31 protein-coding genes are annotated in these 26,100 nt (G+C 48.8%); 23 read left to right on the forward strand and 8 right to left on the reverse strand.

Annotated elements, in window-relative coordinates:
• Positions 1-48 precede the first annotated feature (48 nt).
• Positions 49-756 carry a nucleotidyltransferase domain-containing protein gene (locus ACFSUC_RS14285; protein WP_379930296.1) on the forward strand — a complete coding sequence of 236 codons (708 nt, stop codon included), beginning with the start codon at positions 49-51 and terminating at the stop codon, positions 754-756.
• A 95-nt stretch (positions 757-851) separates the two neighbouring features.
• On the opposite strand, the gene ACFSUC_RS14290 is transcribed toward ACFSUC_RS14285, so the two are convergent.
• Positions 852-1,661 carry a (2Fe-2S)-binding protein gene (locus ACFSUC_RS14290; RefSeq protein WP_379930297.1) on the reverse strand — a complete coding sequence of 270 codons (810 nt, stop codon included), beginning with the start codon at positions 1,659-1,661 and terminating at the stop codon, positions 852-854.
• On the reverse strand, positions 1,654-2,475 hold the full coding sequence (locus tag ACFSUC_RS14295) for an ABC transporter ATP-binding protein (protein WP_379930298.1): 822 nt from the start codon (positions 2,473-2,475) through the stop codon (positions 1,654-1,656). Before ACFSUC_RS14295 ends, ACFSUC_RS14290 begins: the two co-directional genes overlap by 8 nt.
• Before the next feature lie 722 nt (positions 2,476-3,197).
• Here ACFSUC_RS14295 and ACFSUC_RS14300 point away from each other — a divergent pair.
• The 9 genes from ACFSUC_RS14300 to ACFSUC_RS14340 all read left to right on the forward strand — a co-directional run bounded on the left by ACFSUC_RS14300 (position 3,198) and on the right by ACFSUC_RS14340 (position 11,258).
• Positions 3,198-3,503, forward strand: a complete 306-nt coding sequence (locus tag ACFSUC_RS14300; RefSeq protein WP_379930299.1) for a DUF2087 domain-containing protein — start codon at positions 3,198-3,200, stop codon at positions 3,501-3,503.
• Between the two features lie 111 nt (positions 3,504-3,614).
• Positions 3,615-4,055 carry a Fur family transcriptional regulator gene (locus ACFSUC_RS14305; protein WP_379930300.1) on the forward strand — a complete coding sequence of 147 codons (441 nt, stop codon included), beginning with the start codon at positions 3,615-3,617 and terminating at the stop codon, positions 4,053-4,055.
• Between the two features lie 67 nt (positions 4,056-4,122).
• The gene (gene yidD / locus ACFSUC_RS14310) at positions 4,123-4,350 is read left to right on the forward strand and encodes a membrane protein insertion efficiency factor YidD (RefSeq protein ID WP_379930971.1); all 228 of its coding nucleotides are present in this window, start codon (positions 4,123-4,125) and stop codon (positions 4,348-4,350) included.
• 407 nt (positions 4,351-4,757) lie between these two features.
• A complete protein-coding gene (gene metG / locus ACFSUC_RS14315) occupies positions 4,758-6,743 on the forward strand; it encodes a methionine--tRNA ligase (RefSeq protein ID WP_379930301.1) in 1,986 nt (661 codons plus the stop codon).
• Positions 6,744-6,921: 178 nt separating this feature from the next.
• On the forward strand, positions 6,922-7,332 hold the full coding sequence (locus ACFSUC_RS14320) for a hypothetical protein (protein ID WP_379930302.1): 411 nt from the start codon (positions 6,922-6,924) through the stop codon (positions 7,330-7,332).
• A 272-nt stretch (positions 7,333-7,604) separates the two neighbouring features.
• A complete protein-coding gene (locus ACFSUC_RS14325; RefSeq protein WP_379930303.1) occupies positions 7,605-8,753 on the forward strand; it encodes a metal ABC transporter solute-binding protein, Zn/Mn family in 1,149 nt (382 codons plus the stop codon).
• Positions 8,754-8,844: 91 nt separating this feature from the next.
• A complete protein-coding gene (locus ACFSUC_RS14330) occupies positions 8,845-9,669 on the forward strand; it encodes a metal ABC transporter ATP-binding protein (protein ID WP_379930304.1) in 825 nt (274 codons plus the stop codon).
• Between the two features lie 3 nt (positions 9,670-9,672).
• Positions 9,673-10,488 carry a metal ABC transporter permease gene (locus ACFSUC_RS14335; RefSeq protein WP_379930305.1) on the forward strand — a complete coding sequence of 272 codons (816 nt, stop codon included), beginning with the start codon at positions 9,673-9,675 and terminating at the stop codon, positions 10,486-10,488.
• Between the two features lie 62 nt (positions 10,489-10,550).
• Entirely contained in the window at positions 10,551-11,258 is a 708-nt protein-coding gene (locus ACFSUC_RS14340) for a cytochrome c biogenesis CcdA family protein (protein ID WP_379930306.1), read from the forward strand.
• Between the two features lie 75 nt (positions 11,259-11,333).
• On the opposite strand, the gene splB is transcribed toward ACFSUC_RS14340, so the two are convergent.
• Positions 11,334-12,398, reverse strand: coding sequence for a spore photoproduct lyase (splB, locus tag ACFSUC_RS14345; RefSeq protein WP_379930307.1), 1,065 nt, complete (start codon positions 12,396-12,398; stop codon positions 11,334-11,336).
• Between the two features lie 180 nt (positions 12,399-12,578).
• Between splB and mntR the strand changes: the two genes are divergently transcribed.
• Entirely contained in the window at positions 12,579-13,001 is a 423-nt protein-coding gene (mntR, locus tag ACFSUC_RS14350; protein ID WP_379930308.1) for a transcriptional regulator MntR, read from the forward strand.
• A gap of 144 nt (positions 13,002-13,145) precedes the next feature.
• Positions 13,146-14,147, forward strand: coding sequence for a patatin-like phospholipase family protein (locus tag ACFSUC_RS14355; RefSeq protein ID WP_379930309.1), 1,002 nt, complete (start codon positions 13,146-13,148; stop codon positions 14,145-14,147).
• 76 nt (positions 14,148-14,223) lie between these two features.
• Here ACFSUC_RS14355 and ACFSUC_RS14360 read toward each other — a convergent pair whose 3' ends face one another.
• Positions 14,224-14,505, reverse strand: coding sequence for a hypothetical protein (locus ACFSUC_RS14360; protein WP_379930310.1), 282 nt, complete (start codon positions 14,503-14,505; stop codon positions 14,224-14,226).
• A gap of 36 nt (positions 14,506-14,541) precedes the next feature.
• Complete coding sequence (locus ACFSUC_RS14365; RefSeq protein WP_379930311.1) at positions 14,542-15,474, reverse strand: DUF1385 domain-containing protein; 933 nt, start codon at positions 15,472-15,474, stop codon at positions 14,542-14,544.
• A gap of 171 nt (positions 15,475-15,645) precedes the next feature.
• On the opposite strand from ACFSUC_RS14365, the gene ACFSUC_RS14370 reads away from it, so the two are divergent.
• From ACFSUC_RS14370 to ACFSUC_RS14390, 5 genes are all read left to right on the forward strand, one after another.
• Positions 15,646-16,173 (forward strand): YqhR family membrane protein, encoded by a 528-nt coding sequence (locus ACFSUC_RS14370; RefSeq protein WP_379930312.1) that lies wholly within the window; start codon positions 15,646-15,648, stop codon positions 16,171-16,173.
• Positions 16,174-16,255: 82 nt separating this feature from the next.
• Positions 16,256-16,702: a type II 3-dehydroquinate dehydratase gene (gene aroQ, locus ACFSUC_RS14375; RefSeq protein ID WP_379930313.1), complete on the forward strand. Its 447-nt coding sequence runs from the start codon at positions 16,256-16,258 to the stop codon at positions 16,700-16,702.
• A 5-nt stretch (positions 16,703-16,707) separates the two neighbouring features.
• Positions 16,708-17,784: a M24 family metallopeptidase gene (locus ACFSUC_RS14380; RefSeq protein WP_379930314.1), complete on the forward strand. Its 1,077-nt coding sequence runs from the start codon at positions 16,708-16,710 to the stop codon at positions 17,782-17,784.
• A 91-nt stretch (positions 17,785-17,875) separates the two neighbouring features.
• Positions 17,876-18,433, forward strand: a complete 558-nt coding sequence (gene efp, locus ACFSUC_RS14385) for an elongation factor P (protein WP_379930315.1) — start codon at positions 17,876-17,878, stop codon at positions 18,431-18,433.
• Positions 18,434-18,660: 227 nt separating this feature from the next.
• A complete protein-coding gene (locus ACFSUC_RS14390) occupies positions 18,661-19,914 on the forward strand; it encodes an aspartate kinase (RefSeq protein ID WP_379930316.1) in 1,254 nt (417 codons plus the stop codon).
• 180 nt (positions 19,915-20,094) lie between these two features.
• On the opposite strand, the gene ACFSUC_RS14395 is transcribed toward ACFSUC_RS14390, so the two are convergent.
• The 3 genes from ACFSUC_RS14395 to ACFSUC_RS14405 all read right to left on the reverse strand — a co-directional run bounded on the left by ACFSUC_RS14395 (position 20,095) and on the right by ACFSUC_RS14405 (position 22,198).
• Entirely contained in the window at positions 20,095-20,556 is a 462-nt protein-coding gene (locus ACFSUC_RS14395; protein ID WP_379930317.1) for a DUF441 domain-containing protein, read from the reverse strand.
• An 82-nt stretch (positions 20,557-20,638) separates the two neighbouring features.
• On the reverse strand, positions 20,639-21,355 hold the full coding sequence (locus ACFSUC_RS14400; protein ID WP_379930318.1) for a 2-phosphosulfolactate phosphatase: 717 nt from the start codon (positions 21,353-21,355) through the stop codon (positions 20,639-20,641).
• 36 nt (positions 21,356-21,391) lie between these two features.
• A complete protein-coding gene (locus ACFSUC_RS14405) occupies positions 21,392-22,198 on the reverse strand; it encodes a phosphosulfolactate synthase (RefSeq protein WP_379930319.1) in 807 nt (268 codons plus the stop codon).
• Between the two features lie 185 nt (positions 22,199-22,383).
• Here ACFSUC_RS14405 and ACFSUC_RS14410 point away from each other — a divergent pair, with 185 nt between their 5' ends.
• The 6 genes from ACFSUC_RS14410 (at position 22,384) to spoIIIAE (ending at position 26,081) form a co-directional block, all read left to right on the forward strand.
• Positions 22,384-22,650: a YqhV family protein gene (locus ACFSUC_RS14410; RefSeq protein ID WP_379930320.1), complete on the forward strand. Its 267-nt coding sequence runs from the start codon at positions 22,384-22,386 to the stop codon at positions 22,648-22,650.
• A gap of 83 nt (positions 22,651-22,733) precedes the next feature.
• Positions 22,734-23,732, forward strand: a complete 999-nt coding sequence (gene spoIIIAA, locus ACFSUC_RS14415) for a stage III sporulation protein AA (protein ID WP_379930321.1) — start codon at positions 22,734-22,736, stop codon at positions 23,730-23,732.
• Entirely contained in the window at positions 23,713-24,231 is a 519-nt protein-coding gene (gene spoIIIAB / locus ACFSUC_RS14420; protein WP_379930322.1) for a stage III sporulation protein SpoIIIAB, read from the forward strand. The genes spoIIIAA and spoIIIAB overlap by 20 nt, the downstream gene beginning before the upstream one ends.
• Positions 24,232-24,276: 45 nt before the next feature.
• The gene (gene spoIIIAC, locus ACFSUC_RS14425; RefSeq protein WP_379930323.1) at positions 24,277-24,480 is read left to right on the forward strand and encodes a stage III sporulation protein AC; all 204 of its coding nucleotides are present in this window, start codon (positions 24,277-24,279) and stop codon (positions 24,478-24,480) included.
• Positions 24,481-24,489: 9 nt separating this feature from the next.
• A complete protein-coding gene (gene spoIIIAD / locus ACFSUC_RS14430; protein WP_379930324.1) occupies positions 24,490-24,879 on the forward strand; it encodes a stage III sporulation protein AD in 390 nt (129 codons plus the stop codon).
• A 20-nt stretch (positions 24,880-24,899) separates the two neighbouring features.
• Positions 24,900-26,081: a stage III sporulation protein AE gene (spoIIIAE, locus tag ACFSUC_RS14435; RefSeq protein WP_379930325.1), complete on the forward strand. Its 1,182-nt coding sequence runs from the start codon at positions 24,900-24,902 to the stop codon at positions 26,079-26,081.
• Positions 26,082-26,100 lie beyond the last annotated feature (19 nt).

Consider the following 26,100-nt stretch of genomic DNA (forward strand, 5'->3'; position numbering starts at 1 on the left):
GGTCCGGATCATTCGGATGAATGGATAACCGAAGGAGGATGCAGAGTGATGGAGAAAAGATTGGAAGCGGCATCGCGATGTTTGGAGGAAAGGTATCCCCATGCCAGTTTCGCCGTGATGGGTGGCAGCTCGGCATCGGGTTTGGCAGGTGCATCATCTGACCTTGATCTGGTGATCGTGGATTCCAGTGAACCGTATCCTTTTCGGCAATCCTTCTGGTTTGAGGGCTACCCGGTTGAAGCGTTTATTGTGACGTCCCGAAGCTATACGCGTTTCTTTGAGGAGGCGGTGCAGAGTGGGCTGCCGACTATTTTGAGACTGCTCGGAGATGGCATCGTGATTAAGCCGAATTCACAATTTACACGGATGACCACGATGGCGAAAAAGTTGCTGGATGAGGGGCCAGAACCTTGTTCACTTGCAGAGCTGGATGAGTATCGATACGAGATTACGGAGCAGCTTACGGATTTTGAATCGATTTCTGATCCCGGTGAAGCACTGTTTATCCTGCTGAAAATGAGCGATCTGGTGCAGAAGATGCAACTGAGAGCGAACAGACAATGGCTGGGGGAAGGAAAGTGGGCCGCCAGAGCCTTGAAAGCCTATCAGCCGCAGCAATTTGATCAATATGTAAAGGCCATTGCCGCCTTTGTCGCGGAAGGGGATAAATCGGTCTGGGTTGATTATGTGGAAGCCGTTTTGCAGGAATGCGGAGGCCGATTTTTTGAAGGATATTATTCGGTTTACTACGAGTAGCGTGCAGCAACAAGAATGAACCTCAGATAAAGCGTACCAGACATAAAGCATCAGGCATAGAGCAATAGACATAGATGACTAGAAAAAAGAGCAGCTTATTTGGCCAGCTGCTCTAACTGTTGATACCGTTCCTCGGGCTGCAGCAAAGGGCAGCTCGAGCATTTTTTGCCGTCATTTCCCTGATCACGCAGGCAGCACGTTTGCCGAACGAGGAAGGTTTCCGCTTCATTTACAGGATGTGGAATGGTCTCATGCAGGCCTGCAAATGGATTGGCGATGTTCGCTGGATGCCAGGGTGCAGGGGAGGTCATCGTGATCCAAGTATATTCTTTCTCAATCATCGCATACATGGATACATCTGACTTGCATGATTCCAGAAAGCGCAAATAGTAAAAACGAATGTAGACGAAAATATTTTCCCATAGCAAGTCTGTTTTTAAACGGGTCATGGCAGAAATGCGTTCCACAAGTGGAATCAGCCAGTATTGAAACAGTTCCTGTAAGGTTTGTTCCCCACTTCGCGGCTGGGCTTCTCCAGGCTCAGATAAAGCTGGAGACTCCGGCTTGACGACCAGCAACTGCGGATAATGATACTGCTGATCCCATCGTATGTACCAGCTGGCTGGATGGAAGGGCTCTGTCATCCGTAATACAGACACCATGAAAAAAACCGCACAGCTGTGTCTGGCCAGGTATTTGCTCACCTGCGAAGAAGCCGAAGCCAGACTTTTGAATTGATGAGCATGCTGGTACCACGTAGCCAGTTCTCGCAACTTCTCCGGGTTCTCCAGCAATTGGGTCATAGGTATGATGGTGTCTTCTGTCTTCTCATTCAATTGCGCTCTGGTGAGTACGACGGTGTTAAAATAGGTTTCGATAAGGGCGATGTTCTCGTTGTTAAGCATTGGAGGCTCCTAACATTTGCATGGATGGGACAGAGCGTCCTCTTCCAAATGGAATGCACATCGGGGTGCCGAAGACGGGATCACACATGATCTGGCATTTCATATCAAAGACTTGACGGATCATTTCAGGCTGGATAATCTCTTCCGGTTTGCCCGATGCAAAAACGCATTTGTTTTTCACTGCGACGATATAATCGGCATATCGGCAAGCGAGGTTTATGTCATGCAGCACCATCACAATCGTTCTTTGATGTTTCTCGTTCATTTCAAACAGCAGATCCAAAATTTCGATCTGATGCGTGAGATCCAGGTACGTGGTTGGCTCATCGAGCAGAATGGTTTCGGTATCTTGGGCGAGCGTCATGGCAATCCAGGCGCGCTGACGCTGTCCACCAGACAGTGAGTCCACTTCTCTATGCTTGAATTCGGTCAGCTTCGTTGCAGCTAACGCATCGTTTACGATTTTTTCATCCTTCTCAGACCAGGGTTTCAGGAAAGAACGATGCGGGTATCGTCCCTGTCGGACAAGCTGTAGGACTGTAATCCCCTCGGGTGCAGAGGGTCCCTGTGGCAAAATGGACATTTGTTTGGCCAACTGCTTGGTCGGGGTTTTCCAGATGTCGGCTCCTTCCAGCAAAGCCGTTCCACCATTCGGTTTCAGCAGTCTGGATAAGGAACGAAGCAGGGTGGATTTGCCGCATCCGTTGCTTCCGATCAGGACGGTGATCTTTCCTTTCGGAATTTCCAGATCCAAATTCTCTATAATGGTCTGCTCGCCGTATCCGAGAGTCAGGCGGCTCGTCTGTATGGACATGTTGGACTCACTCCTGTCATCATTTCGCTTTCCTGTTTACACATTCTTCTGAGACGTTTTATTTTCAATCCTTGCATTGTATGATGCAAGCAAACGGGTTCGTTGGTTCATTCAAACGGTTTACACATGCCCAAAACGGGCTTTAAGTGGATGTTGAACGATCTTGTTGTTGAAACAGAATCCTTATATAAATTGTATGGAATGAATGAGCTCCTGTCAATGAATTTGATATTCATTCTCATTGAAGTTGTCATTTTGTTACCAATTCTTGAACAACATTTGACTTGACAATGCGTGATTAAACCTTATATGATGAACTTATAAGCGAAAGTGATAATCATTTTCAAATTCATGACAGCCACATAGCATGACAGTTGACAAGTTTCGAATGATTCTCACAGGAACAAATGCAGACCGTGTGAACCCTCAAATTTACCGTCTCTTTTGTGACCTAGCTAGAACGCCTGCATATCTTGGCGGGTTTTCATGGACATCAACTTGTTGACGGAAGCACCGTACCATAAATGGGTCAGATGACCGATTATGGTGCGGTGTTTTTTTGATTTCAAGAGAATACAAGTAATAGGTTATCCACTGAGCAAGTGTTCTCGGGATAGGGTTCCGTGTGAGAAAATATGATAGCGTGCATGAATTTTCCAAATGGTATGGTAAATGACTGGAGAATGCCTGCCTTTCACTAAAATAATCGGAGGTTATCAGTGATGAGAGATGAAGATAAAAGATTCAAGGAATCGGTTCTTAAAAATTTCTTTTCGAGCGATGGAAAACTAAAGAGAATACCTGTCCAACTAAAAAAGAAACTCATTGTATTGGGATTTCTTGTCTCTAAACTCGAAGAAGGAAAGTCATACAAAGAAAGAGAGATTAATGATTTCATCGGAAATTTCCATGAAGATTTTGCGACAATAAGAAGAGAATGTATCGTATATGCGTTGATGTCTCGGGATAACCAGACTTACACCGTTAATCCAGTCGAACAGTGGCGAAATTGGGAAACACTTTCGTAAAGGTGTTTCATTCAAGATGTTGGGGTGCATCGGATTCGGTTAGCTTTGCGTACAGCGCTGTCATGGTGTAAGATAACGGTAGCTAGCTGGAAGACAGAAAGGGGAATTCAGGTGGAAGTACAAGAGATCATCCAGGCAATGTCTAATAAAGGAATGCGCATCACAGAACAACGAAAAACATTAGCGAGGCTTTTTGTTGATCATGAAGGATACCTGACCCCAAAAGAAGTATATGAAGCCATGGTTCAAACCTATGCGGGTATGAGCTTTGATACCGTTTATCGAAACCTGCGGGTATTGCAGGAAATGGATATCGTCGAGCAGTTTATGTTTGAGGATGGCATCAAGTTTCGATTGAGGTGCCATACAGATGAGCACCATCATCATTTTATCTGTCTGGAATGTGAGCGGACGATTCCGTTTCACTATTGTCCGATGGATCATGTGCAGCAATATCCGGAAGGATTCAAGCCTGTGAAGCACAAATTTGACATATATGGTTATTGTGAAACCTGTCAGTCTGGCCAGTCCAGACAAGCTGCGGCGAGGTGACGGGGGAACGGTGTGGTTGCGGATCGATGCTGCAAGAGAAAAGGGGGCAACAACGGTGTCAGCCAAGCTGCTGAAGGGAATGGTACACGGCTATCGTAAATTCATATCACCGCTGAAGCCGCCTACATGCCGCTTTTATCCGACCTGTTCCCAGTATGCGCTAGAGGCACTGGAAACGCACGGGAGTTTCAAGGGAACCTATCTGACGGTTAAAAGACTGTGCAAATGTCACCCTTTTCATCCCGGTGGCATCGACTATGTGCCGGAGAAAAAGGAAAAACCTCGCTCCTCCTAGCGGTCAACAGCTTGACAGAGGAAAGCAAGAGGGCTATATTGAGTTTGATATCACATGCAGGATATATCAAGCATATGAGCACGATGCCAAGGAACGGATAAGTATTCGACATGCGCGCTATGAACAGAGAGCCGGGAACTGCTGAAAACCGGTATAGCCCAGTTGAAGAAGATGGTCCGGGAGGCTCTGCTGTCGAGTCATGAGAAGCAGGCAATAAACGCTCTCAGACAAGGCTGCAGCGTAATCCTTCGTTACAGGAGCAGTCATGGACTGTGTGAGCTTTTTTCTGTGAGGAAAAAAGAAAGCATGGGTGGTAACGCGTGAGTACAACTCTCGTCCCATTATTGGGCGAGAGTTTTTTTGATGTTTTTATGTATACAACCGTCTATAAACAGGAGGAAGAAAAGATGTCTGAAGCCAAGAAAACCTTTTATCTCACCACACCGATCTATTATCCGAGTGACAAGCTGCATATCGGTCACGCCTATACGACTGTCGCCGGTGACGCGATGACCCGTTACAAGCGTCTGCGGGGATATGAAGTTATGTATTTGACCGGGACGGACGAGCATGGCCAGAAGATTGAGCGCAAGGCCAAGGAAAAGGGCGTATCTCCACAGCAGTTTGTGGATGAGATTGTGACCGGCATCAAGGCTCTGTGGGAGAAACTGGACATTCAATATGACGATTTTATTCGCACAACCGAAACCCGACACAAGTTGTCCGTCGAAAAAATCTTTGCCCGATTGCTGGAACAGGGAGATATCTATCTGGACCAGTACGAAGGATGGTACTGTACCCCGTGTGAGTCCTTCTTTCTGGAAAGACAGCTGGAGGACGGCAAGTGTCCGGACTGCGGGAGAGCCGTGGAGCGGGTAAAGGAAGAAAGCTACTTTTTCAAAATGAGCAAATATGCGGATCGCCTGCTTGCTTATTATGAGGCCAATCCGGATTTTATCCAGCCTGAATCACGCAAGAATGAGATGATCAACAACTTTATCAAGCCTGGACTCGAGGATCTGGCTGTTTCTCGTACGACTTTTGATTGGGGCGTGAAGGTGCCACAGGACCCTAAACATGTCATTTACGTGTGGATCGACGCCCTTTCCAATTATATTACCGCGTTAGGCTATGGCAGTGAGGACGCTGAGAAATACGAGGCGTTCTGGCCGGCGGATGTCCATTTGGTCGGAAAAGAAATCATTCGTTTCCATACGATCTATTGGCCGATTATGCTGATGGCCCTTGACCTGCCGCTTCCTAAGAAAGTATTCGGTCATGGCTGGCTATTAATGAAGGATGGCAAGATGTCCAAGTCCAAAGGGAATGTGGTGGACCCTGTGACGCTAATTGACCGTTTCGGGTTGGACGCGCTGCGGTATTACTTGCTGAGGGAGGTTCCTTTCGGCTCAGATGGAACCTTTACGCCTGAGAGTTTTGTAGAGCGCATTAACTTTGACCTTGCCAATGATCTAGGCAATCTGTTGAACCGAACCGTCGCGATGATTCACAAATATTTTGATGGAACCATTCCTGCCTACCAGGGACAGGTGACCGAGCATGATGCAGAGCTGGAGAAGTTGGCGGAACATACTGCTATGGAAGTGGAGAAAGCGATGGAGAATATGCAATTCTCCGTCGCCCTCAGCGCCATCTGGAAGTTGATCAGCTTCACCAATAAATATATTGATCTGACACAACCGTGGGTTTTGGCGAAAGACGAAGCGAATCGTGATGCCCTGGCGTCTGTGATGGTCCATCTGGCCGAATCGTTGCGCATGACTTCGATTTTGTTGCAGCCATTTATGACGCGTACACCTGCGAAGATGTGGGAACAACTGGGATTGACAGAAGGAGCACATACAGAATGGGAGAGCGCCAAACAATTCGGCGGCATTCCACAAGCACAGGTTCAAAAAGCGGCGCCGATCTTCCCGCGTCTGGAAGTGGAGGAAGAAGTGGCGTATATCGTGGAAGCGATGGGTGGTGTCATGGCAACAGCAAATCCGGCAGCACCAGCATCCACACCGGATTCAGCGCCAGCACCGGATGAAGCCGAACAAGAAGCCAATCTCATTACCATCGACGATTTTGCAAAGGTAGAATTAAAGGTGGCGCAGGTGATTGCGGCAGAACCGGTCAAAAAGGCAGACAAATTGCTGAAGTTGCAGCTTGATCTCGGAGAAGAGCAGCGTCAGGTCGTGTCCGGGATTGCCAAGCATTATCATCCGGATGAACTGGTAGGCAAGAAAGTGATCTGCGTGACAAATCTGAAACCGGTGAAGCTGCGCGGAGAGCTCTCCCAGGGTATGATTCTGGCGGCTTCCAAAGGCGATCAGCTGACCCTTGCGACCGTGCCGGACATGATGCCGAACGGAGCATTGGTGAAATAAAGCAAGACAGATAGAACGAGTGACTGCGAGATGGTAGGCAAATGTACAGCATGCCAGGGTGTACCTTGCAATTGCACCGCATGCATCTGCTCAAATTGCATGCCTGCAAGGCGATCACACGAGCGAACTTGTCTTCTCTCACATTATATATAGTGTGTAGAAGAGAGGAGATGAGGGCATGACATTGGAAGTGGAACAAGTGCTGGGTGCGTTGGCATTCAGTAAGCCTCAGCGGGTTCATTCGATTAAATTCATTACCGGAACCCAGAGGGCCAATGGGGTTGTGGGTCGAGGCAGGTATGATACGCTGCTGACCATCTACAATCCGCATCATCGCAAAATCACCTTCAAGGTCAGGGTGGTGCAATCCAAACGGGCTATCGGTCAGAATCAGGCACGAAGTGGTGTCATCCAACTCACCCTGCGCGGTAAACAGGCGGTGGAACTGAATCGCACAGATATTTTGCGCATACTGGGTACAAATCGCAATTGTGCGCAGCTGATGAGGGGTGTCATCTCGGTCGAAGCAGCACGATCACAGCCATTATTGCAGGTCAATGCTGCTTTCACCAAAAACCCGATTGTATAAGCGAAGCCTACGACCTGGTATATCGATATCTATTGACTGAATCGCCGTTCGGTGTATAGCCGAACGGTTTTTTACGGCTCCTGACTTCAATTTTGAGGGCGACATCCAACGGTATCCATCCCCTTAAGAATGGCTTGACAAAGCCTATGATCGTCCGTATAATCGCTGTTGTGGTTTATGTAGTAATCATTACGATTAAACAAATAGACGGTGTACGATGTACGAGTATAGAAGTCAAAAAGAGGGGATGATGAGAGATGGGAGCAAACAGCATGAATGGAACAAAAAGAGTGGGCAAGGGGAAGCATATGAAGCGGGTCAAGTGGATGGTGTTGATCGCCGTGATGATTTTGCTATTGTCCGCCTGTACCAATCAGAATGAGTTTGAAAGAGTAGAAGGCAAAGTCAATGTCGTGACCACTTTTTACCCACTGCAGTTTCTGGCTGAAGAAATCGGCGGAGAATCTGCACACGTGATCAACCTGGTGCCAACTGGCGTGGATTCCCATGACTGGACCCCCAAAAGCCAGGACTTGCTAAATATGAAAAAGGCAGATATGTTCATTTATAATGGGGCTGGATTTGAAGGCTGGGTGGATGATTTTCTGAGTGGAATGGATCAAGATCATGACATGAAGGTGGTTGAAGCAAGTGAAGGGGCTTCATTTATTTATCCATCTGAAGTGGAGATGGAAGAAGATCACCATCAGGACGAGAATTCACACCAAGAAGATAAAGAACACGAAGAAGAACATCATGATGAGCATGAAGAACATGGACATGAGGAAGAAGAACATAGCAAGCAAGAAGAACATGGACATGAGGAAGAAAATCATCATGAGCACGAAGAAGAGCATGCGGAAGAAGACGCTCATGCCGGTCATGATCATGGCGACCATGATATCGATCCTCATCTGTGGACCAGCCCGAAGCAGTTGATGTGGATGGCTGAAAATGTAAAAGAAGGTTTTATTGCAGCAGACCCGGAAAACCAGCAGCAGTATGAACAAAATTTCAGTGCACTGCTGGAAGAATTAAGCGAATTGGATGCAGGTATCAGACAAATTGTAGAACAGGCAGCTCGTACCGATATCGTCGTTTCGCATAATGCCTATTCCTATTTGGCGAGAGATTATGGTCTGAATCAAATCAGTGTAATGGGCTTGTCACCGGAAGCGGAACCGACCGCCAAGGATATTAAACAGGTCTCTGATTTCATCAAAGAACATGAGGTTCAATATATTTTATTTGAAGAGCTTGTGTCACCTGAGATTGCCCAGATGCTGTCCAATGATCTAGGCATTGAAACATTGGTATTTAATCCGCTGGAGGGATTGACCGATGAGCAAAATCAGCAGAATGAAAATTATATCTCCATCATGAAGGAAAATATAGAGACTTTGAAGAAAGCTCTTCAATAAATGCAGACATCAAATGCAGGCATCGAGTAGTACAGATACCGAGAAGTGCTTAGACCTACCACTAGCGAGATATTCGAAATGAGGTGAGCCCGTGCGTGCGAACAGGCAGAGTGGGCCGAAAACACAACAGAGCGACCACTGTCACGCTCCCGTCATTGAACTGGAAGACGTGAGCTTTGGCTATGATCATCAAAAAGTCATTCAGCAACTCCATTTTCAAATTCTGGAGCGGGATTTTGTTGGACTAATCGGCAGCAACGGAGCCGGGAAAACCACCTTACTCCGTATGATTGTCGGTTTGCTGAAACCGACTGAAGGCAGTATCCGACTCTTCGGCACTCCGATGAACCGTTTCAAGGACTGGGATCGAATCGGGTATGTGCCGCAGCGAAATGCGTTTAATCCCTTGTTTCCTGCTACTGTCAAGGAAGTCGTCATGTCGGGACTTTACGGTCGAAAAGGGCTCTTCCGCAGAATAGCAAAAAAAGATCAGCAGAAATGCACGGATGCGCTCGGTGCCCTTGGCATTGAACATCTTCGCGATCGCAAGATTGGTCAGCTGTCAGGTGGACAGCAACAGCGTGTGTTTTTGGCGAGAGCACTGATTCATAACCCTGAACTGCTCATTCTTGATGAGCCGACTGTCGGGATCGATACCGAAACCCAGCGCATGTTTTTTCAAATGATTCAGCATATGCATCAGCACCATCAGATTACATTTCTCATGGTTTCACATGATCTGGACATGATGCATGCGTATTTGGGTGATCAAGCCAAGCAAGTCAATGGCAAGCTGCAATTCCATGTTCGCCATTCCCATGAAACGCAGGATTGCAGTGAAGATGATTTGATGCACACGTTGCGTCATTTGCAGTCCGAACGGCCATTTGAAGCGATGGCAGTCAAGGAGGGATAGCGGATGGAATTGCTGCTTGAGCCCTTTTTTCAACGAGCCATGCTGGGCGGCTTGATGATCGGACTGATGGCGCCATTGATTGGTGTCTTCGTGGTCTTGCGCCGATTGTCCATGATTGGAGATACCCTGTCCCATGTTTCCATCGCAGGTGTGGCCCTTGGCTTTCTGATCAACTGGTATCCGCTTGCGCTGGGCATTGTATTTGCCCTTGGTGCTGCCTTTATCATAGAGAAATTAAGAAAGACCTATCGCACTTATGCTGAATTATCGATTGCCATCATTATGTCAGGCGGGGTTGCTCTCGCTTCGATTTTGTTTACCCTTGGCAAAGGATTTAATATGAACGTACAGAGCTATTTTTTCGGTAGTATCTTTACGATGGATCAAACGGATCTGACGATCATCTTTATCGTTACTCTTCTTGTTCTGGCCGTGATGATGTTTCTCCTGAAAGAGTTGTTCCTGCTTACCTTTGATGAAGATACCGCAGCAGTAAAGGGACTGCCTGTTCGTTGGCTCAATATGATGATTACCGTGCTAACAGCACTGGTTGTCAGTTCTGCGATGAAAGTCGTCGGCGTTCTGATGGTATCTGCCTTGCTGACCATTCCTGCCGCTTCCGGTCTGCTGCTCGGCAAAAGCTTTCGCCACACGATCATCTGGAGTGTGCTCGTGTCTGAACTCGCCGTGTTTGGCGGGTTGATGGGTGCAGGCGTGTACAATTTGGCTCCGGGGGGGAGCATTGTGTTATTATTGATAGGGATTCTAATCCTATCTCTATTATTTACGATGCTGCGTCGGTCGAGAGCGATGAACTAAGGACACATACGCCCTGATCATCATGAGATAGACCCAGCAACTTCAGAAAGGAGCAGCTCACAATGGATGTAAATCTGTGGATTGCTTTATGGGCGGGAATTGCGTCATTTATATCACCGTGCTGTTTGCCGCTCTATCCTTCGTACTTATCTTATATTACCGGGATATCCGTTAATCAGATCAAGTCAGGACAGACGAGAGAGATGAGAGCCAAGACGATGTCTCATACGCTGTTTTTTATTTTGGGCTTTTCCGTGGTGTACTACACCTTGGGTGCCGCTGCGGGACTTGTCGGAGAAGTTTTCAGGGAGCACCGGGATCTGATCAGTCAGATTGCCGCTATCCTGATCATCATCATGGGCCTGTTTCTGTTGGGGATCTTCAAGCCACAACTGCTGATGAGAGAAGCCAAGCTGAAGATGCCTTCCAAGCCGGCTGGCTATCTGGGTTCGTTTCTGATCGGAATTGGATTTGCAGCAGGCTGGTCTCCGTGTGTGGGACCGATTCTCTCGGCGATCATTGCACTGGCTTCCACCGAACCGGGTAGCTGGTTCCCGCTTATGACCGCTTACTCGCTGGGCTTTGCCATTCCGTTCTTTGTACTGGCTTTCTTTGTCGGTTCCACGAGATGGGTGCTAAAATATTCCCCCATCATCATGAAAGTGGGAGGGGCCCTCATGATCGTCTTCGGCGTCCTCTTGTACACAGGCAAAATGACCCAAATCACAAACTGGCTGAATAGCATGACTCCGGACTTGCTAAAATTTTAAAGGATATCCATTGATTAAACAGACGCATAACCCGCAGCCACATCAAAACGGTGCGCTGCGGGTTCTTTTTCCCTTTTACGTGAAATATTCAATTCGCGCATCAGGAAAGTGGAGGAAAATCTGTTCCGTGATAAACATGCGGAGCGCTTCTGCCTGCTCGTCGGGGTAGACGTATTTGCCCTGGCCCCAGCGTCCCCACTTGTATTTGCGCTTTGCTTCATCCATTTCCAGCTTCGTCTTCGGGTATCGCTGTTCGATGACCCGTTTTGCTGTCTTGGTGAAGCGATGTTGAATCAGTTCAAAAGTGAGGTCTGTGTCATCTTGGACCTGTACTTGCTCGGCAAGCTTTTCCATCAGCTCACCATAGCCTTGTTCCCAGCCTTCATGCCAGATAATCGGGGCAATAATGAAGCCGAGCGGGTATCCGGCTTTGGCAATTTTGGAAGCTCCCTCGATCCGTTCTTCAAACGAGGAAGTGCCGGGTTCAAAGTTCTTGATCACATAATCTGCATTGACACTAAAGCGAACTCGGGTGTGCAAATTGTGTTCCAGGTTTAACAAGGGCTCCACATGATGATATTTCGTCACAAACCGGAGTCTGCCATGCTCCTGCTTGCCCATAAAGGTGATCAAGTCCTGCAAGGAGCCGGTAATGTGCTCAATCCCGACTGGATCAGACGTACAGGCTGCTTCAAACCGTGTTATTTCCGGAACCCGTTCATCAATATATCCTTGAGCGGCCTCGAGAATATCGTCCGTATTGACATAGATGCGTACATAGGGCTTTGCCCCAAGCGTCGTTTGCAGGTAGCAATAATGACAGTGTCCCATGCAGCCGGTGGAGATGGGAATGGCATACTCCGCAGACGGCTTTGACGTATCGAACTTCAGCGTCTTGCGTAGTCCGACCACCAGGGTTCGCTTTGCGTTGCGATATTTTTCCAATTCGGTATCTCCGGGCAGGTTGGTAATCCGATTATGAGAGGTCGTGATACGGATCGGGATCTGTTCCTTCTCCGCCCACTCATGGATGCGTTTTCCCTTGGGATAGTCGAGCGCTGCAGGTTCAAAATAAATGAGATCTGGAATAAAGGGCTTGGTCGTTTTTCGTTTCGGTTTTTCGAGCGTTGTGGTAGACACGTGCAGCAGTCCCTCCTTTGGCTTCTGCTTCTATTTTGGACTGCAAGACCTGGTTTCATGAAGGGAAAGGTTGGCGAAAGAGGCCAACGAAGACAGGTTCCACGGGTTGATTTTTAAAACCCATAAAGTGTAATATACTAAGAGTGTGCCCGATTGAAATGGCCAAGAGGGGGAAGTTGGATGGCAACACCAAGTATGGAAGATTATTTGGAACGAATATATCTCCTGATCGATGAGAAGGGATATGCGCGTGTATCGGATATCGCAGAGGGACTCGAAGTGCATCCATCTTCTGTAACGAAAATGATTCAGAAGCTCGATAAAGACAATTATCTGGTGTACGAAAAATATCGCGGTTTGGTTTTAACGTCAAAAGGAAAGAAAATGGGGAAGAGACTGCTGGACAGGCATCAGCTGCTTGAGGATTTTCTACAGCTTATTGGCGTACAAGAAGAGAACATTTACACCGATGTGGAAGGCATTGAACACCACCTGAGCTGGGATTCCATTACTTGCATCGAAGGACTGGTTGAGTTTTTCAAGCGTCATCCCGAGAGCAGAGAACGGCTAATGGATATTCGATCCGAAATTGAAACGGACTAAACTACATAGGACCCGATCCGACCAGCTTCACCTTGACCAGGTGAGGCTGTTTTCAATTTGCAATCATAAGGACAACCTGAGTCCGCATACATCGTACTGACGGCGCATTGCAGCGCGCAAGGTCAGAATGGGGTGTGAGGCAGGATGAAATGCAATGCCGTATTTGAAGGTGGAGGCGTCAAGGCGATTGCGTTAGTTGGGGCGGTAAAGGCAGCAGAAGAACACGGGATCAAATTCGAGCATGTCGCAGGGACCTCATCCGGTTCGATCATCGCTTCATTTCTGGCAGCAGGATATAACGCCGATGAGATGAAGGACATGATTCTGGAGATGCCGTTTTCCCAGTTTATCAAGAAGTCGTGGCTGCATCGCATCGCACTCGGACATGTGGTGCGGCTTTTTTGGAAAAAAGGGCTGTACTCCGGACACAAGCTGGAGGAATGGGTAAAGGAAACCTTGAAGGAAAAGGGCATTCATACCTTTTCCAATATCAAGCCGGGGCGACTGCAGATTATTGCTTCCGACATCTCCAACGGGAAAATTCTGATTCTGCCACAAGATATTCAACGATTCGGTATTCAGCCGGCCAAGCTGGAGGTCAGCCGAGCTATTCGCATGAGCAGCAGTATTCCCTATTTCTTCGATCCCGTCATGATTAAGAAGCCGCCTTCCATTCATGTAAAGGGAAGATGGCGCAAGAAAAAGCCATTCTCCGGGGAGTACGTGTACATCGTAGACGGCGCGATACTGAGCAACTTTCCGTTATGGCTGTTTGATCGAAAGGATATCACTCGGTTCCACCAGCATCCGACGATCGGCTTCCAGCTGGTCGGACAGCATGAAGGCAAGGCTCATCGCATCAAAGGGCCGCTCAGCATGTTTCAGGCACTGTTTTCGACCATGATGGATGCCCATGATGAGCGCTACATTGAAATGGAAAATCGTTTTCGTACGATCAAGGTGCCCACCCTGAATGTCAGGACAACCCAGTTTGATCTCTCTCGCGAGAAGAGTCTGGAATTGTATGAAGCGGGCTATCAGGCCGGCAAGGAATTTTTTATGAGGTGGTCATACGAGCAATATATGGAGCATTATCAGAAATATGTCGTGACCCTTCATTCATCCAGGCATTTTCGCAGACGATAAAAAAACTGTCCTCCTGTAAAGGGAAGGACAGTTCATAACCAAATGCATATCCAAATTCATATTCAAATCCAACAGCTCAATGATATCTGGGTGGTTCGGAGTCCGATTTGCTCCGGTCACGATCTTGCTTGCTTCCTCCCACGACCTTGAACTTTGATTTTTGCCGGTTCCGATCTCTTTGCGTCCGGCTCATCTTCGCTTTGTATGCCTGCATTTTCCACCAGCGTGGCGGGAATTTATAGAGAACAAACACGGTGCCCAGCACCAAGATCGGAATGAGGAGTGATCTCAATGATGCCAGGATTCCGATAATCAGAAATCCGATAATCGCTCCCGTTACCCACTTTTGAGTATTCATGGCTTCATTCCTCCTTGTACGATTGCGCGCGGTGCGCTATGCCTGCAAATGCTTGCGATCCAATTCCAGCATATGATTGAAAGAGGCGATGGATACCTCCACCTGATCATCAGTTGGTTCCTTGGTGGTCAGCTTTTGCAGCCACAAGCCCGGCACGCCCAGATATTTCAACACCGGTACTTCCCGCAGACTGTTCGTAATGCGAAGCACCTCATACGAAACGCCGATGACGACCGGCAGCAGCATAATGCGATCGAGCATGCGATCCCAGATGTTTTCATATGGGAAGAAAGAATAAATGATGACCCCGACAATGACGGTAAAGATCATAAAACTGCTGCCGCAGCGATAATGAAGGGTACTGAACTGCTGCACATTGCGCACCGTGAGCTCCTTACCAGCCTCATAGCAGCTAATGACCTTGTGCTCGGCTCCATGATATTGGAACAGTCGCTTAATGATCGGCGTTAGCGAGATGGCATAAATATAGGAGATCAACAAGATGAGCTTGATGACACCTTCCAGCAGGTTGTGAATAATAATATGATCCTTGTGTATCAGATTCTGGAACAGAATTTGCTCGAGTGCAGCTGGCACCAGGGTGAAGATAAATTTCCCGAACAGAAAGGACAAGACACCGACAACAGCCACACCGAGAATCATCGTCAAGGTCGAGGCTTTCTGCTCCTCCTGTTCTTCTCCCTCCTCTTCCGCAAATACCTCTGCCGAAAAGTTGAGATGCTGGCTCCCTTTCGCACTTGCATCAATAATGGCGACAATCCCGCGAATAAACGGAACTTTTTTCAGGAATTTGACCCATCCTGCATCTTTCTTGGGTGCTTCAAAAAATTCAATTTGCTGTGTAGACTTGCGTCTGACAGCGGTAACATTGACGGTTTGTCCTGCGAACATCACACCTTCGACGACCGCTTGTCCGCCATACGCAGGACATGATTTTGCCTGTGACACTGAGCCTCTCCACCTCTTATCCTATATACTAGTTTCCTGTGACAGTTATCTTATCACATTGTACTCAATTTTGGTCCCGAATACCACCTGTTTACGTCATCCGGTTTTGTACATACTAGGAAAGCAGGAATCGGAATGCGGAATATAAGAACGCAGGATTGAACAAGAGGCTTGAAGAAAGAGAAAGGCGGGATCAAGATGGAAACCTCTCAAGTATCTCAGACCGTCCATTCAACCAATCGATGGTTCTATGCGATCCATATCGGATTTTTTGCAGGCCTGATCTGGGGTCTGATGCGTGTGATTGCGTATTTTTTCAAACTGACCAGCCTCGTCCCGGGCTATCTCATTGAACCTTTTTACACCCACACTTTTTTGGAAAGTCCGGCTGGACAGGTACTCGGTACCATTTATTTCACTTTGTTCTCCATCATGGCTTCCCTCCTGTACGGGCTGCTGTTTTACAAACTCAGAGGGGCCTGGTACGGTTTGGCTTATGGACTGCTCTGGTGGTCCGTCATCTTTTTGCTGGCTGGCCCGGCACTCGGGCTGACAGCCCCCGCATATCGGCTCGATCTGGATACGGCGCTGACTGAGGGAGCATTATACGTCATGTGGGGTGTGTTTATCGGATTTTCCATTTCATTTGAATTCACAGATGAGCGCAAGCGCGAGCCAGTGAGCAAAGAAAGTAGTTAACAAACGAAATCAGTCTATGGTAAAATGGCAAGTGGTCGAAACGTACGAAAAATGGCCAATTAGATAGGCTGGTGATGGCGATATGAACAAGCATATTTTAGTATTGAATGGCCCCAATCTTAACATGTTGGGCATTCGTGAACCAGGGGTGTATGGCGAGGTCAGCCTGCCCCAAATAGAGAAACATTTAAGCGAACTGGCAAGCAGCCAGAATGTCGAACTGACCTGTATCCAGTCCAATCACGAAGGGGTGCTGATCGATACCATACATGCTGCCTATGGCAAAATGGATGGTATTCTAATTAATCCAGGTGCCTTTACGCATTACAGTTATGCGCTGCGTGATGCCATCAGCAGTGTGAAGCTGCCGACAGTGGAAGTACATCTGTCGAACATCCATCAGCGTGAGTCCTTCCGGCATGTTTCGGTCATTGCACCGGTTGCAGATGGACAAATTGCCGGCTTTGGGGCCCATAGCTATGAACTCGGCTTCACGGCTCTGATGAATATTTTGAAGAAAGCCAGGTGACTTCAATGGAAGCAGCGAGAATAGAACGGCTTCGTACCGAAATGAAAAAGAATGAACTGTCCGCCTACCTGATCAGCAACAGCTACAATCGGCGGTACATAAGCGGCTTCACCGGAAGTGCAGGGTGGGTGCTGATCACACTAGATCGGGCTATACTGCTGACTGACTTCCGATACATGACTCAGGCTCCTCAGCAGGCCGTTCACTTTGAAGTGGTAGAGCACGGCGCTCAGCCACTGGACAATGTGCGTCAGCTGCTGTCAGAAATGCAGATCAAGGAACTGGCTTTTGAGCAGGATCACGTCAGCTATGCGCAATATGTACAGGTAGAACAGGCACTGGAGGGAATCCGGTTGACACCGTCCGACTCTCTGATTGAGCAGGTTCGGCTTGTGAAGGATTCGTCCGAGATCAAGGTCATGCGGGAAGCCGCCCAGCTGGCTGATCAGGCCTTTACCCATATTCTGAAGCATATCAAGCCGGGTGTTACAGAAAAAGCGATTGCGCTGGAGCTGGAAGTATTCATGCGCAGCCATGGTGCCGTATCATCCTCCTTCGAGATCATCGTCGCTTCCGGTGAACGGTCGGCGCTGCCCCATGGCATCGCCAGTGATCGTCTCCTGCAACCGAATGAATTTGTGAAGCTTGATTTTGGTGCCTACTATCAGGGATATTGTTCCGATATTACCCGAACGGTCGTACTGGGCAAGCCTGAAGCGAAGCACATCGAGATTTATGAATGTGTGAAGAAGGCGCAGCAGACCTGTCTGGATGGATTGAAGCCGGGTATCACCGGGGCGCAAGGGGATGCCCTGGCGAGAAAGGTCATTGAAGAAGCGGGATATGGCGCCTATTTCGGGCATGGCACCGGCCATGGTCTTGGCATGGAAGTACACGAAGCACCAAGACTGTCAAAAACGTGTGAGACCGTCTTGCAGCCGGGCATGTGTGTGACGGTCGAACCGGGGATCTATCTGCCTGATTTTGGAGGGGTGCGGATCGAGGATGATGTGGTCATCACCGAAAACGGCATCGATATTCTCACACAATCGACCAAAGAACTGATTACGATTGATATTTAGGCGGAACTGTTCAAATTTGGCTGTAAATGATATGATAAAGGATGTTTTTAGCAACTCGCATATGCTTTTATATATTTAGGAGGGAATCTTCGTGATATCGGTAAATGATTTTAAAACAGGACTTACCATCGAAGTGGATGGAGACATTTTTACAGTGCAGGATTTCCAGCATGTAAAGCCGGGAAAAGGAGCTGCATTCGTTCGTTGCAAAATTAAGAACCTTCGCAACGGAAACACCGTGGAGCGAACTTTCCGTGCCGGTGAATCCGTGGGCCGCGCGCATATTGAAAACAAGGAAATGCAATATCTGTATGCTAGCGGAGACGAGCATGTCTTCATGGATACCGAAACCTTTGATCAGGTGACCATTGGCAGTGAGCAACTGGAATGGGAACTGAAATTCATCAAGGAAAACAACACCGTGCATATTCAATATTATGAGCAAGAAATTCTCGGGATCAGCCTGCCGAACAACGTGGAGTTGCAGGTGACTGAAACCGAACCGGGCATCAAAGGAAACACGGCTACAGGTGCAACGAAAAATGCCGTGATGGAAACCGGTCTGAACGTCCAGGTTCCCCTGTTTATTAATGAAGGCGATGTCCTGCTGATCAACACAGCGGACGGCAAATACATCTCGCGCGCATAGTCCGGTCTCAAACGGACAAGCTGGCCAGATCATCATAAGCTGCTTGAAGGGTTGCTTCCCCTCAGGCAGCTTATTTGTTAACTGCGTTTCAGTTTATTGAAAATGGGGTATATACATAGGATGTTATGGCGCCGATTGGGCAGAGTCTGAAATATCTGCTGATGGGATACGGCTTCTGTGCTATAATGGTGCCTATATGTTAAATAGAATGAGGGAGTGAGACCGCGTTGTCATTAGTCGTAATGAAATTTGGAGGCAGCTCTGTCGGTAGCGCGGAGCGGATTCAGAAAGTTGCACAGCGAATTGTGGAAAAACGGCAACAGGGTCATCAATGTGTCGTGGTGTTGTCCGCCATGGGAGATACTACCGATGATCTGATTGATCTGTCCCAACAGTTAAATAAGAATCCGCCTGCGAGAGAAATGGATATGCTGCTGACAACTGGTGAGCAAGTATCTGTCGCTCTGATGTCCATGGCGATACATAAGCTCGGTCACCCTGCGATCTCGTACACGGGATGGCAAGTGGGCATGAAGACCGACGAGCATCACGGAAGAGCCAAGATCAAAGATATCAAGCCGGATCGCATTCACAAAGCACTGAAAGAAGATCAGATCGTTCTGGTTGCAGGCTTTCAGGGAACGTCTGATGAAGGGGAGATTACGACCCTTGGACGGGGTGGATCGGATACGACCGCCGTTGCCCTTGCCGCAGCGATTCAGGCAGACGAATGTGAGATTTATACCGATGTAGACGGGATTTATTCTACAGACCCGCGGATTGTCAAATGCGCGCGCAAATTAAATGAAATCTCGTATGACGAAATGCTGGAGTTGGCAAATCTGGGAGCAGCAGTCCTCCATCCGAGAGCGGTTGAGTATGCGAAGCATTACCAGGTACCGCTTGTCGTGAGATCCAGCTTTACACAAAATGAAGGGACTTATGTGAAGGAGGAGGCCGTTATGGAGCAGGGAATCGTAGTCAGCGGCATTGCGTATGATAAAAATGTAGCAAAGATCAGCATCTTGGGTGTGGAGGATGTACCCGGTGTATTGGCCACGTTCTTCAATGCCCTTGCAGAGGCTAACGTCAACGTGGACATCATCGTGCAGAGCGGTGTCATCAACGGCAAGGCAGATTTCTCTTTCAGTGTGACGCTGGAAGACAAGGATCGTGCCATCGAAGTTGTGGAGCAAGCTCGTTCCAAAGTCAGCTTTGATGAAGTCACATCTGAGACCGAATTGGTGAAAATCTCCATCGTTGGAGCAGGAATGGTCAGCAATCCTGGTGTGGCAGCGAAAATGTTTGATGTCATTTCCAAACAAAATGTGAGCATCAAAATGGTCAGCACCTCGGAGATCAAGGTGTCCTGTGTCATTGCTCAAAAGGATCTGACAGAAGTTATTCTTGCCCTTCACACCGCTTACGGACTGGACAGCCAGACAACAGCATTTGTGGGCGGGCCTAAAGACCGCAGATAATGTGAGCAAAATGAAAACGTCATGAACGAGTAATCGAAAATGAGGCTGAACCTATCGGTGCCCTGAACAGGGAACACATACGGTTCAGCCTCTTTGTTTTGCGCCAGCTGCCAATTTCCTCCAGGTATCATGTCTTTCAGGTGATATGAAATGGTATGAGATTGTCTCAACAACCAGCCTTTATGATCTCTCAAACAGGAAAAAGGTCAGCTTCATCAGGAAGGCGGTGATGCCGGCTGCCATCAGCGGACCTACCGGAATGCCGCGCAAAAAGACAATGCCGAATATGGACCCGATGACAAGTCCGACAATCAGCTGTGGATCGACCTTAAGCAGATCCAGCCCTTTTCCGTTCATATAGGTGGCAATAGCCCCTCCAGCCAGAGCGACCAATCCCGCAGGCGTGGTAAATACGGATAGAATATCCCGGTACGTAATGCGTTCACTGGCAAAGGGCACCAGCACCGCCATCGTCAGAAAAAGCAGACCCATTTCGAGTCCCCTTCGCTCAATGGCAGGCAGGTATCGCTCCAGGTGAATAAGCTTGATAATGAGCAAAATGCAGGCCGCCGTTGTAATAATCGGGGATCTGCCGATCAGTCCGATGATAATCAAAATGACGAGTAAAACTTCTCCGTTCATAGGATGACCCCTGTCTTCACGAATTCCCTTCTATTGTATGAGTCTGTCCGTTAATTAGAACGACCCCTCCAATATTCGGAACCTACGCATGAACAGGAATGAGCATATGCTCCTGTAGTAAAGGAACGATGGCATACGCATTCATCTGCGCACAGAAATGGACATCTTCTTTCATGCCGTTCTTGATCATTTTTCTTCCGTTCTCACAGTTCAGCAGCGTATGGACGAGATTGGATTCCGTGTGCCTGTAGGCAGACAGCATGGCTTGCCCCATGTCGTTCATCTGCGCATCAGGCTGCACTGCTGCCAGCATGTCTAATAGATAGCCTGCACACAAGCCGTCTTCCAGCGAAAATTGGTCGCGCGTACCCGCACACACGAGCACCCAATCCCGGTGGGAATCCATGCCGTATTTCACAGCGGCCTTTCCATTGAGAAAGCTGGCCGTGAGAACACGGCTGCCTTTGTGCGTTTTTTGAAGGGCTCTCGTCCCGTTTGTGGTCGTCATGACCAGTTTTTTGCCTGTCAAATCTGCTTGCGTAAATTCCAGCGGGGAATTGCCAAAATCAAATCCGCTGATTTTTTTGCAAAATCGTTCTCCGCCAAGCAGATACTCCTGTTTCTCATTCCACTGTCTGGCCTGGGAAACCGTCTCAACCGGGATGATGGCTTCACATCCGTGGGCAAAAGCGGTGACGATGGAACTGGTGGCTCGCAGGACATCAATGACCATGACGGTTTTCCCCAGCAGCTCCTGCGTATGAAGTTCATTAATGCTGGCAATCACATCAACCTGCATGGACGTTTTTCACCTCCATTCATGCATGAAGCGGGATTATATCGAGGGTCCGAAGCCTTTCATGGTATCTGAACGCAAGCCGCGACGAAGCGCCTCCAGCGCCAGCACATCCGTCGGTGAGATATTTCCCAGGTTGACCGAATGGCCAAATTTCTGAATGAAAAATACCTGCTGCGACTTTAGCGGGGCTTCCCACATCATTTTATCGAGCTTGGAAAACTGTTTCAGCATGCGATCCATCTCTTCCACCGCCGGCCGGCCTTCATGATCATAAAAGCCAACACCGATACCGGATTCTCTGCCCTCAACCGTTACCCATTCTGCGCCCATCTCCAGATCTACATGGATGGTCGTCAGCAGCTCTTCAATCTCCACCTTCGAGCCGTGCATTTTCTTCCCATACTCTGTAAATACGCGCAGACCCTGATCTCTGGCTGTCGTGATCAGTTCATTGCGAAGCAAGCGGCTCATCTCAATCGTGCCGTCTGATACTTCTATACCATGAAAACCAAAGCGGTTCATCGATCTGAAAAAATCGGCGATGGCACCTTGCACCACTGCGATTTCCAAAAACGTACCACCCGGAATGATATGGATGTCATGCTGGGAAGCCAGCCTGATTTTTTCCTGCAGGATGGCTTTGGGGTACAGAGGCGAGGTGCCAAAACCGAGCTTGATGACATCGATGTAAGCAGCAGCCGTATCCAGCAAGTCTTCATAAGCCTTCAGGCCAAGACCCTTGTCGATCACCATCGTATTTCCGCACGTTCTTGGCTTGGCTTGCCTGTTGGACGTCGGATCTGAGAGTCCAGGCGCCCAATCAAGTTGTGACAGCATTTCCATCTGTTCCTGTCTCCTTACTGTAAGAGATTGTATGTTTTATGTAGGCAATATATGCAGATCAGGGAGGTGGTGTGTCATCGCCTACAGGGCGGGAAGAGGGCGGGAATTTGGCAGCCGGACATCTATTTGCGGTCAAGCCTGCATAGAGATAAATACCGTGAACAAATGGGGAGGGAGGGTAGCGAATGCTGAACAAAATTGTGCTTGCGATGGTCTGTCTGAGATTGCTGTCTGGAACGATTGAAATTACAGCAGCGCTCATCATGTGGAGATTGAATGAGGTAGGAAAAGCACTGATGGTCAATACGTCTCTTGCTCTCGTGGGGCCGCTGATTCTGATCAGCACCACTGCCATCGGCTTGGTCGGGATGGCTGACAGACTCTCCTTCAGCAAGCTGAGCTGGATTGTACTCGGAATTGCCTGCCTGTTCATCGGCATCGCAAAAAAATAAGCGCCGCAACCAGGTGCAAGTCATAATTGCATCGGTCAAGCATACATATGTGGTATCAGACTGGACAACTTGGAGGTCGTACCATGCAGCAGTGGAGTCGATTATTTCCCGCTTCGATTCAAGCGATCATCGCCCGCATGCCAGAGCAGGAAAGAGAGCATATGGAAGAACTTCGCGTCAGAGAAGGGAGGCCGCTTGAATGGATCTATTCGCGGCAAAGTCAGTTTCTGACGGAAAGCGGAAGGCTGAGCCGCTCCCCCTCGCAAGGCTATATGGTCAGCAGAGAGGATTGTCGGCATTTGCTGGACTCGATTACCGAGCATTCCCTGTACTCGTTCGAAGAAGAGCTGAAGCAGGGCTTCTTGACGGTTCAGGGCGGTCATCGCATCGGTCTTTGCGGGACAGCGCTTGCTTCGGAAGGGCGGGTGAGAGGAATGAAGGATATCAGCAGTTTCAACATTCGTTTTGCCAGAGAAGCGAAGGGAGTAGCCTCGCCCTTTCTCAGGCATCTCCTCAGCGAGCAGGAGCAGCGCTTTAGACATACGCTGATTGTCTCACCGCCTATGTTGGGCAAGACGACGCTCATTCGAGACCTCAGCCGACTGCTCAGTACCGGTACCATGAAGGTGAGAGGTTTCAAGGTATCCATCGTGGATGAACGATCAGAAATAGCGGCCTGTTACAGAGGGGTACCTCTCCTGGATGTTGGGCCCCGAACCGATGTGCTTGATCGATGCCCAAAGGCCGAAGGCATGATGATGGTCATTCGATCCATGTCACCAGACATACTTGTTGTGGATGAGATAGGAAGCGAACAGGATGCAGCTGCGGTTCGCGAGGCGATGCGGGCAGGCATCAAACTGCTGGCTTCGGCCCACGGACGAGACGATGAAGATCTATACAAGCGCCCTGCCCTCCAGTCTCTGATGGACGAATCCGCCTTCGAGCGATACGTGTATATCGAAGGAAGAGCAGGCAATCAGCTGGAATGGCGAATCTGCGATGAATTCGGCACCCCCCTGTATATCCATCGCTTCCCGGCAAATGGGGGTGGAGGGCCTTTTGCTGCACATACTGGGTAGTCTGCTCATCTTGGGCGCCTGCACCATGGCTGGTTTTTATCAGGCTGCGATCATTGCGAAAAGGCCCAGGCAGATTCGAGAGCTCATGTTGCATATCCAGCGTCTGGAAACCGAGATCAACTATGGCATGACCCCGATGCCCGAAGCGATCCAGCGGATTGTGCAGACGAGCAAGCCACCTGTTGGCGACATCTTCAAAGCCATCTCGGACAGTCTGTCCAGCCCGGATTGCCCTTCCCTGAAAACAGCCTGGGAGCGCGGTGTCCGGCAGGTCTGGGGAGTGACGACGATGAGGCTGCCGGAGAGAGAAGCCTTCGAACGGCTCGGTCAAACGCTGGGTATCTCTCATCGTGCCGATCAGATGAAGTATCTGCAACTGGCGATCCAACAGCTGGCAGCAGAAGAAGATCTGGCTAGAGCTGAGCAGCAAAAGTACGAAAAAATGTGGAAAAGCCTGGGGGTGCTCACGGGCATCTTGCTCGTCATCCTGTTCGTATAGCGCAGATGGGCTCAAAGGGGAATGAAATGAGGTGCACGAGAATCAATGAACATGGATATCAACGCCATTTTTCAAATCGCAGGCATCGGAATTGTCATCGCCATGATTCATACCGTACTCAAGCAGATGGGGAAGGAAGATATGGCACATTGGGTAACGGTCATTGGTTTTGTCATTGTGCTGTTTATGGTCGTCAAGCTGCTCGATCAACTGTTCTCGGAAATCAAGACCATTTTTTTATTTCAGTAGGTGAATGATGTGGAGATCATTCAGGTCGTCGGACTTGGACTCATTGCCACCATATTAGTGCTGGTCATCAAGGAACAGAAACCGATGTTTGCCTTTCTGCTATCGGCTTTTACCGGCATCACGATCTTTCTGTTTCTGATCAGCAAAATTGCCGCCGTCCTCTTCGTCATCGAGGACCTGGCCATCGATTCCAATATCAATATGGTCTTTCTGAAAACCGTCCTTAAAATTATCGGCATTGCCTATATCGCAGAATTCGGCGCACAAATTATACGAGATGCGGGGCAGGATGCCATTGCTTCAAAGGTGGAACTGGCCGGGAAGGTATTGATCCTCTATCTGTCTATCCCGATCATTACCGTCATCCTCGAAACGGTCATCAAACTGCTGCCCGCATAATACGAAAGTGGCGATGAACTATGAAATGGCAACAGCTGCTCATCCTCATCGTGATCCTGACCGGGATGGCGATATGCAGTGATCAGGCAGTGCTTGCAAGCGCAGGCCCGGAAGACATCCTCATCGAGCAGCAGGCTGAACGCCTGCAGACCGATGCGCTGGATGCATATTGGGAGCAACTGATGAAGGAGTACGAGTCGGTCCTCCCAGACAAGCAACCCCCGAGCCTGATGGATATCTTGACCGGTCGTGAGGAAGGCTTCAGCGTTCGCGAAGTTATGCATGCGCTGCTGCGGTATTTCTTTCACGAATTGATCTATAACGGAAAACTGCTCATTACGATTGTACTCATTACAGTGTTTAGCATTTTACTGGAAACGATCCAGAGTGCATTTGAACGAAAGAGTGTAAGCAAAGTCGCGTACGCCGTCTCCTACCTGGTGCTGATGATCATTGCCATGAACAGCTTCAGCGTTGCGATCGGCTACGCCAAATCTGCCATCTCGAGCATGATCCACTTCATGGTGGCGATGGTTCCCCTGCTGCTTACCCTTCTCGCTTCTATGGGCAATCTGGTCACCGTATCTGTGCTTCACCCGCTTATCGTCTTCATGATCCATACGATCGGGACGTTAATCTATACAACGGTATTTCCGCTGCTGTTCATCTCGGCCGTCATTCATCTCGTCAGCTCCATGACGGACCGCTACAAGCTGACTCAGCTGGCCAACCTGTTCCGGCATATCGGGATCGGCCTGCTCGGTGTCATGCTGACCGCATTCCTGGGCGTCATTTCTGTACAGGGGGCAACGAGTTCGACTACGGATGGGGTCACCATTCGAACGGCAAAATATATTACGGGTAACTTCGTACCCGTCGTAGGCCGCATGTTCTCAGATGCATCGGATACCGTCATCGGAGCTTCACTGCTCATTAAAAATTCGATTGGACTCGTAGGCGTGCTCATTCTGTTCATGCTGTGCGCATTTCCTGCCCTGAAAATACTGGCGCTCGCCCTCATTTATAACGTGTCCGCGGCGGTGCTTCAGCCGCTGGGCAGTACGCCGATCAGTCAGTGCCTCAGTACGATTGGCAAAAGCCTGATCTATGTATTTGCTGCACTTGCTGCTGTCGGTTTCATGTTTTTTCTCGCGGTGACCATTCTGATTGCAGCTGGAAATGTGTCGGTCATGATGAGGTGAAACGATGAATCAGACAGGG

Source organism: Marinicrinis sediminis (assembly GCF_042685085.1).
GTDB classification, from domain to species: domain Bacteria; phylum Bacillota; class Bacilli; order Paenibacillales; family KCTC-33676; genus Marinicrinis; species Marinicrinis sediminis.

Coding starts and splice junctions, on each gene's coding strand:
- metG (WP_379930301.1), top strand. CDS start 4,758: ATGTCTGAAGCCAAGAAAACCTTTTATCTCACCACACCGATCTATTAT.
- ACFSUC_RS14340 (WP_379930306.1), top strand. CDS start 10,551: ATGGATGTAAATCTGTGGATTGCTTTATGGGCGGGAATTGCGTCATTT.
- ACFSUC_RS14325 (WP_379930303.1), top strand. CDS start 7,605: ATGAATGGAACAAAAAGAGTGGGCAAGGGGAAGCATATGAAGCGGGTC.
- ACFSUC_RS14295 (WP_379930298.1), bottom strand. CDS start 2,475: ATGTCCATACAGACGAGCCGCCTGACTCTCGGATACGGCGAGCAGACC.
- ACFSUC_RS14290 (WP_379930297.1), bottom strand. CDS start 1,661: ATGCTTAACAACGAGAACATCGCCCTTATCGAAACCTATTTTAACACC.
- aroQ (WP_379930313.1), top strand. CDS start 16,256: ATGAACAAGCATATTTTAGTATTGAATGGCCCCAATCTTAACATGTTG.
- spoIIIAA (WP_379930321.1), top strand. CDS start 22,734: ATGCAGCAGTGGAGTCGATTATTTCCCGCTTCGATTCAAGCGATCATC.
- ACFSUC_RS14355 (WP_379930309.1), top strand. CDS start 13,146: ATGAAATGCAATGCCGTATTTGAAGGTGGAGGCGTCAAGGCGATTGCG.
- mntR (WP_379930308.1), top strand. CDS start 12,579: ATGGCAACACCAAGTATGGAAGATTATTTGGAACGAATATATCTCCTG.
- spoIIIAE (WP_379930325.1), top strand. CDS start 24,900: ATGAAATGGCAACAGCTGCTCATCCTCATCGTGATCCTGACCGGGATG.
- ACFSUC_RS14400 (WP_379930318.1), bottom strand. CDS start 21,355: ATGCAGGTTGATGTGATTGCCAGCATTAATGAACTTCATACGCAGGAG.
- ACFSUC_RS14395 (WP_379930317.1), bottom strand. CDS start 20,556: ATGAACGGAGAAGTTTTACTCGTCATTTTGATTATCATCGGACTGATC.
- ACFSUC_RS14300 (WP_379930299.1), top strand. CDS start 3,198: ATGAGAGATGAAGATAAAAGATTCAAGGAATCGGTTCTTAAAAATTTC.
- spoIIIAC (WP_379930323.1), top strand. CDS start 24,277: ATGAACATGGATATCAACGCCATTTTTCAAATCGCAGGCATCGGAATT.
- ACFSUC_RS14410 (WP_379930320.1), top strand. CDS start 22,384: ATGCTGAACAAAATTGTGCTTGCGATGGTCTGTCTGAGATTGCTGTCT.
- ACFSUC_RS14335 (WP_379930305.1), top strand. CDS start 9,673: ATGGAATTGCTGCTTGAGCCCTTTTTTCAACGAGCCATGCTGGGCGGC.
- ACFSUC_RS14320 (WP_379930302.1), top strand. CDS start 6,922: ATGACATTGGAAGTGGAACAAGTGCTGGGTGCGTTGGCATTCAGTAAG.
- ACFSUC_RS14360 (WP_379930310.1), bottom strand. CDS start 14,505: ATGAATACTCAAAAGTGGGTAACGGGAGCGATTATCGGATTTCTGATT.
- ACFSUC_RS14405 (WP_379930319.1), bottom strand. CDS start 22,198: ATGGAAATGCTGTCACAACTTGATTGGGCGCCTGGACTCTCAGATCCG.
- ACFSUC_RS14285 (WP_379930296.1), top strand. CDS start 49: ATGGAGAAAAGATTGGAAGCGGCATCGCGATGTTTGGAGGAAAGGTAT.
- ACFSUC_RS14380 (WP_379930314.1), top strand. CDS start 16,708: ATGGAAGCAGCGAGAATAGAACGGCTTCGTACCGAAATGAAAAAGAAT.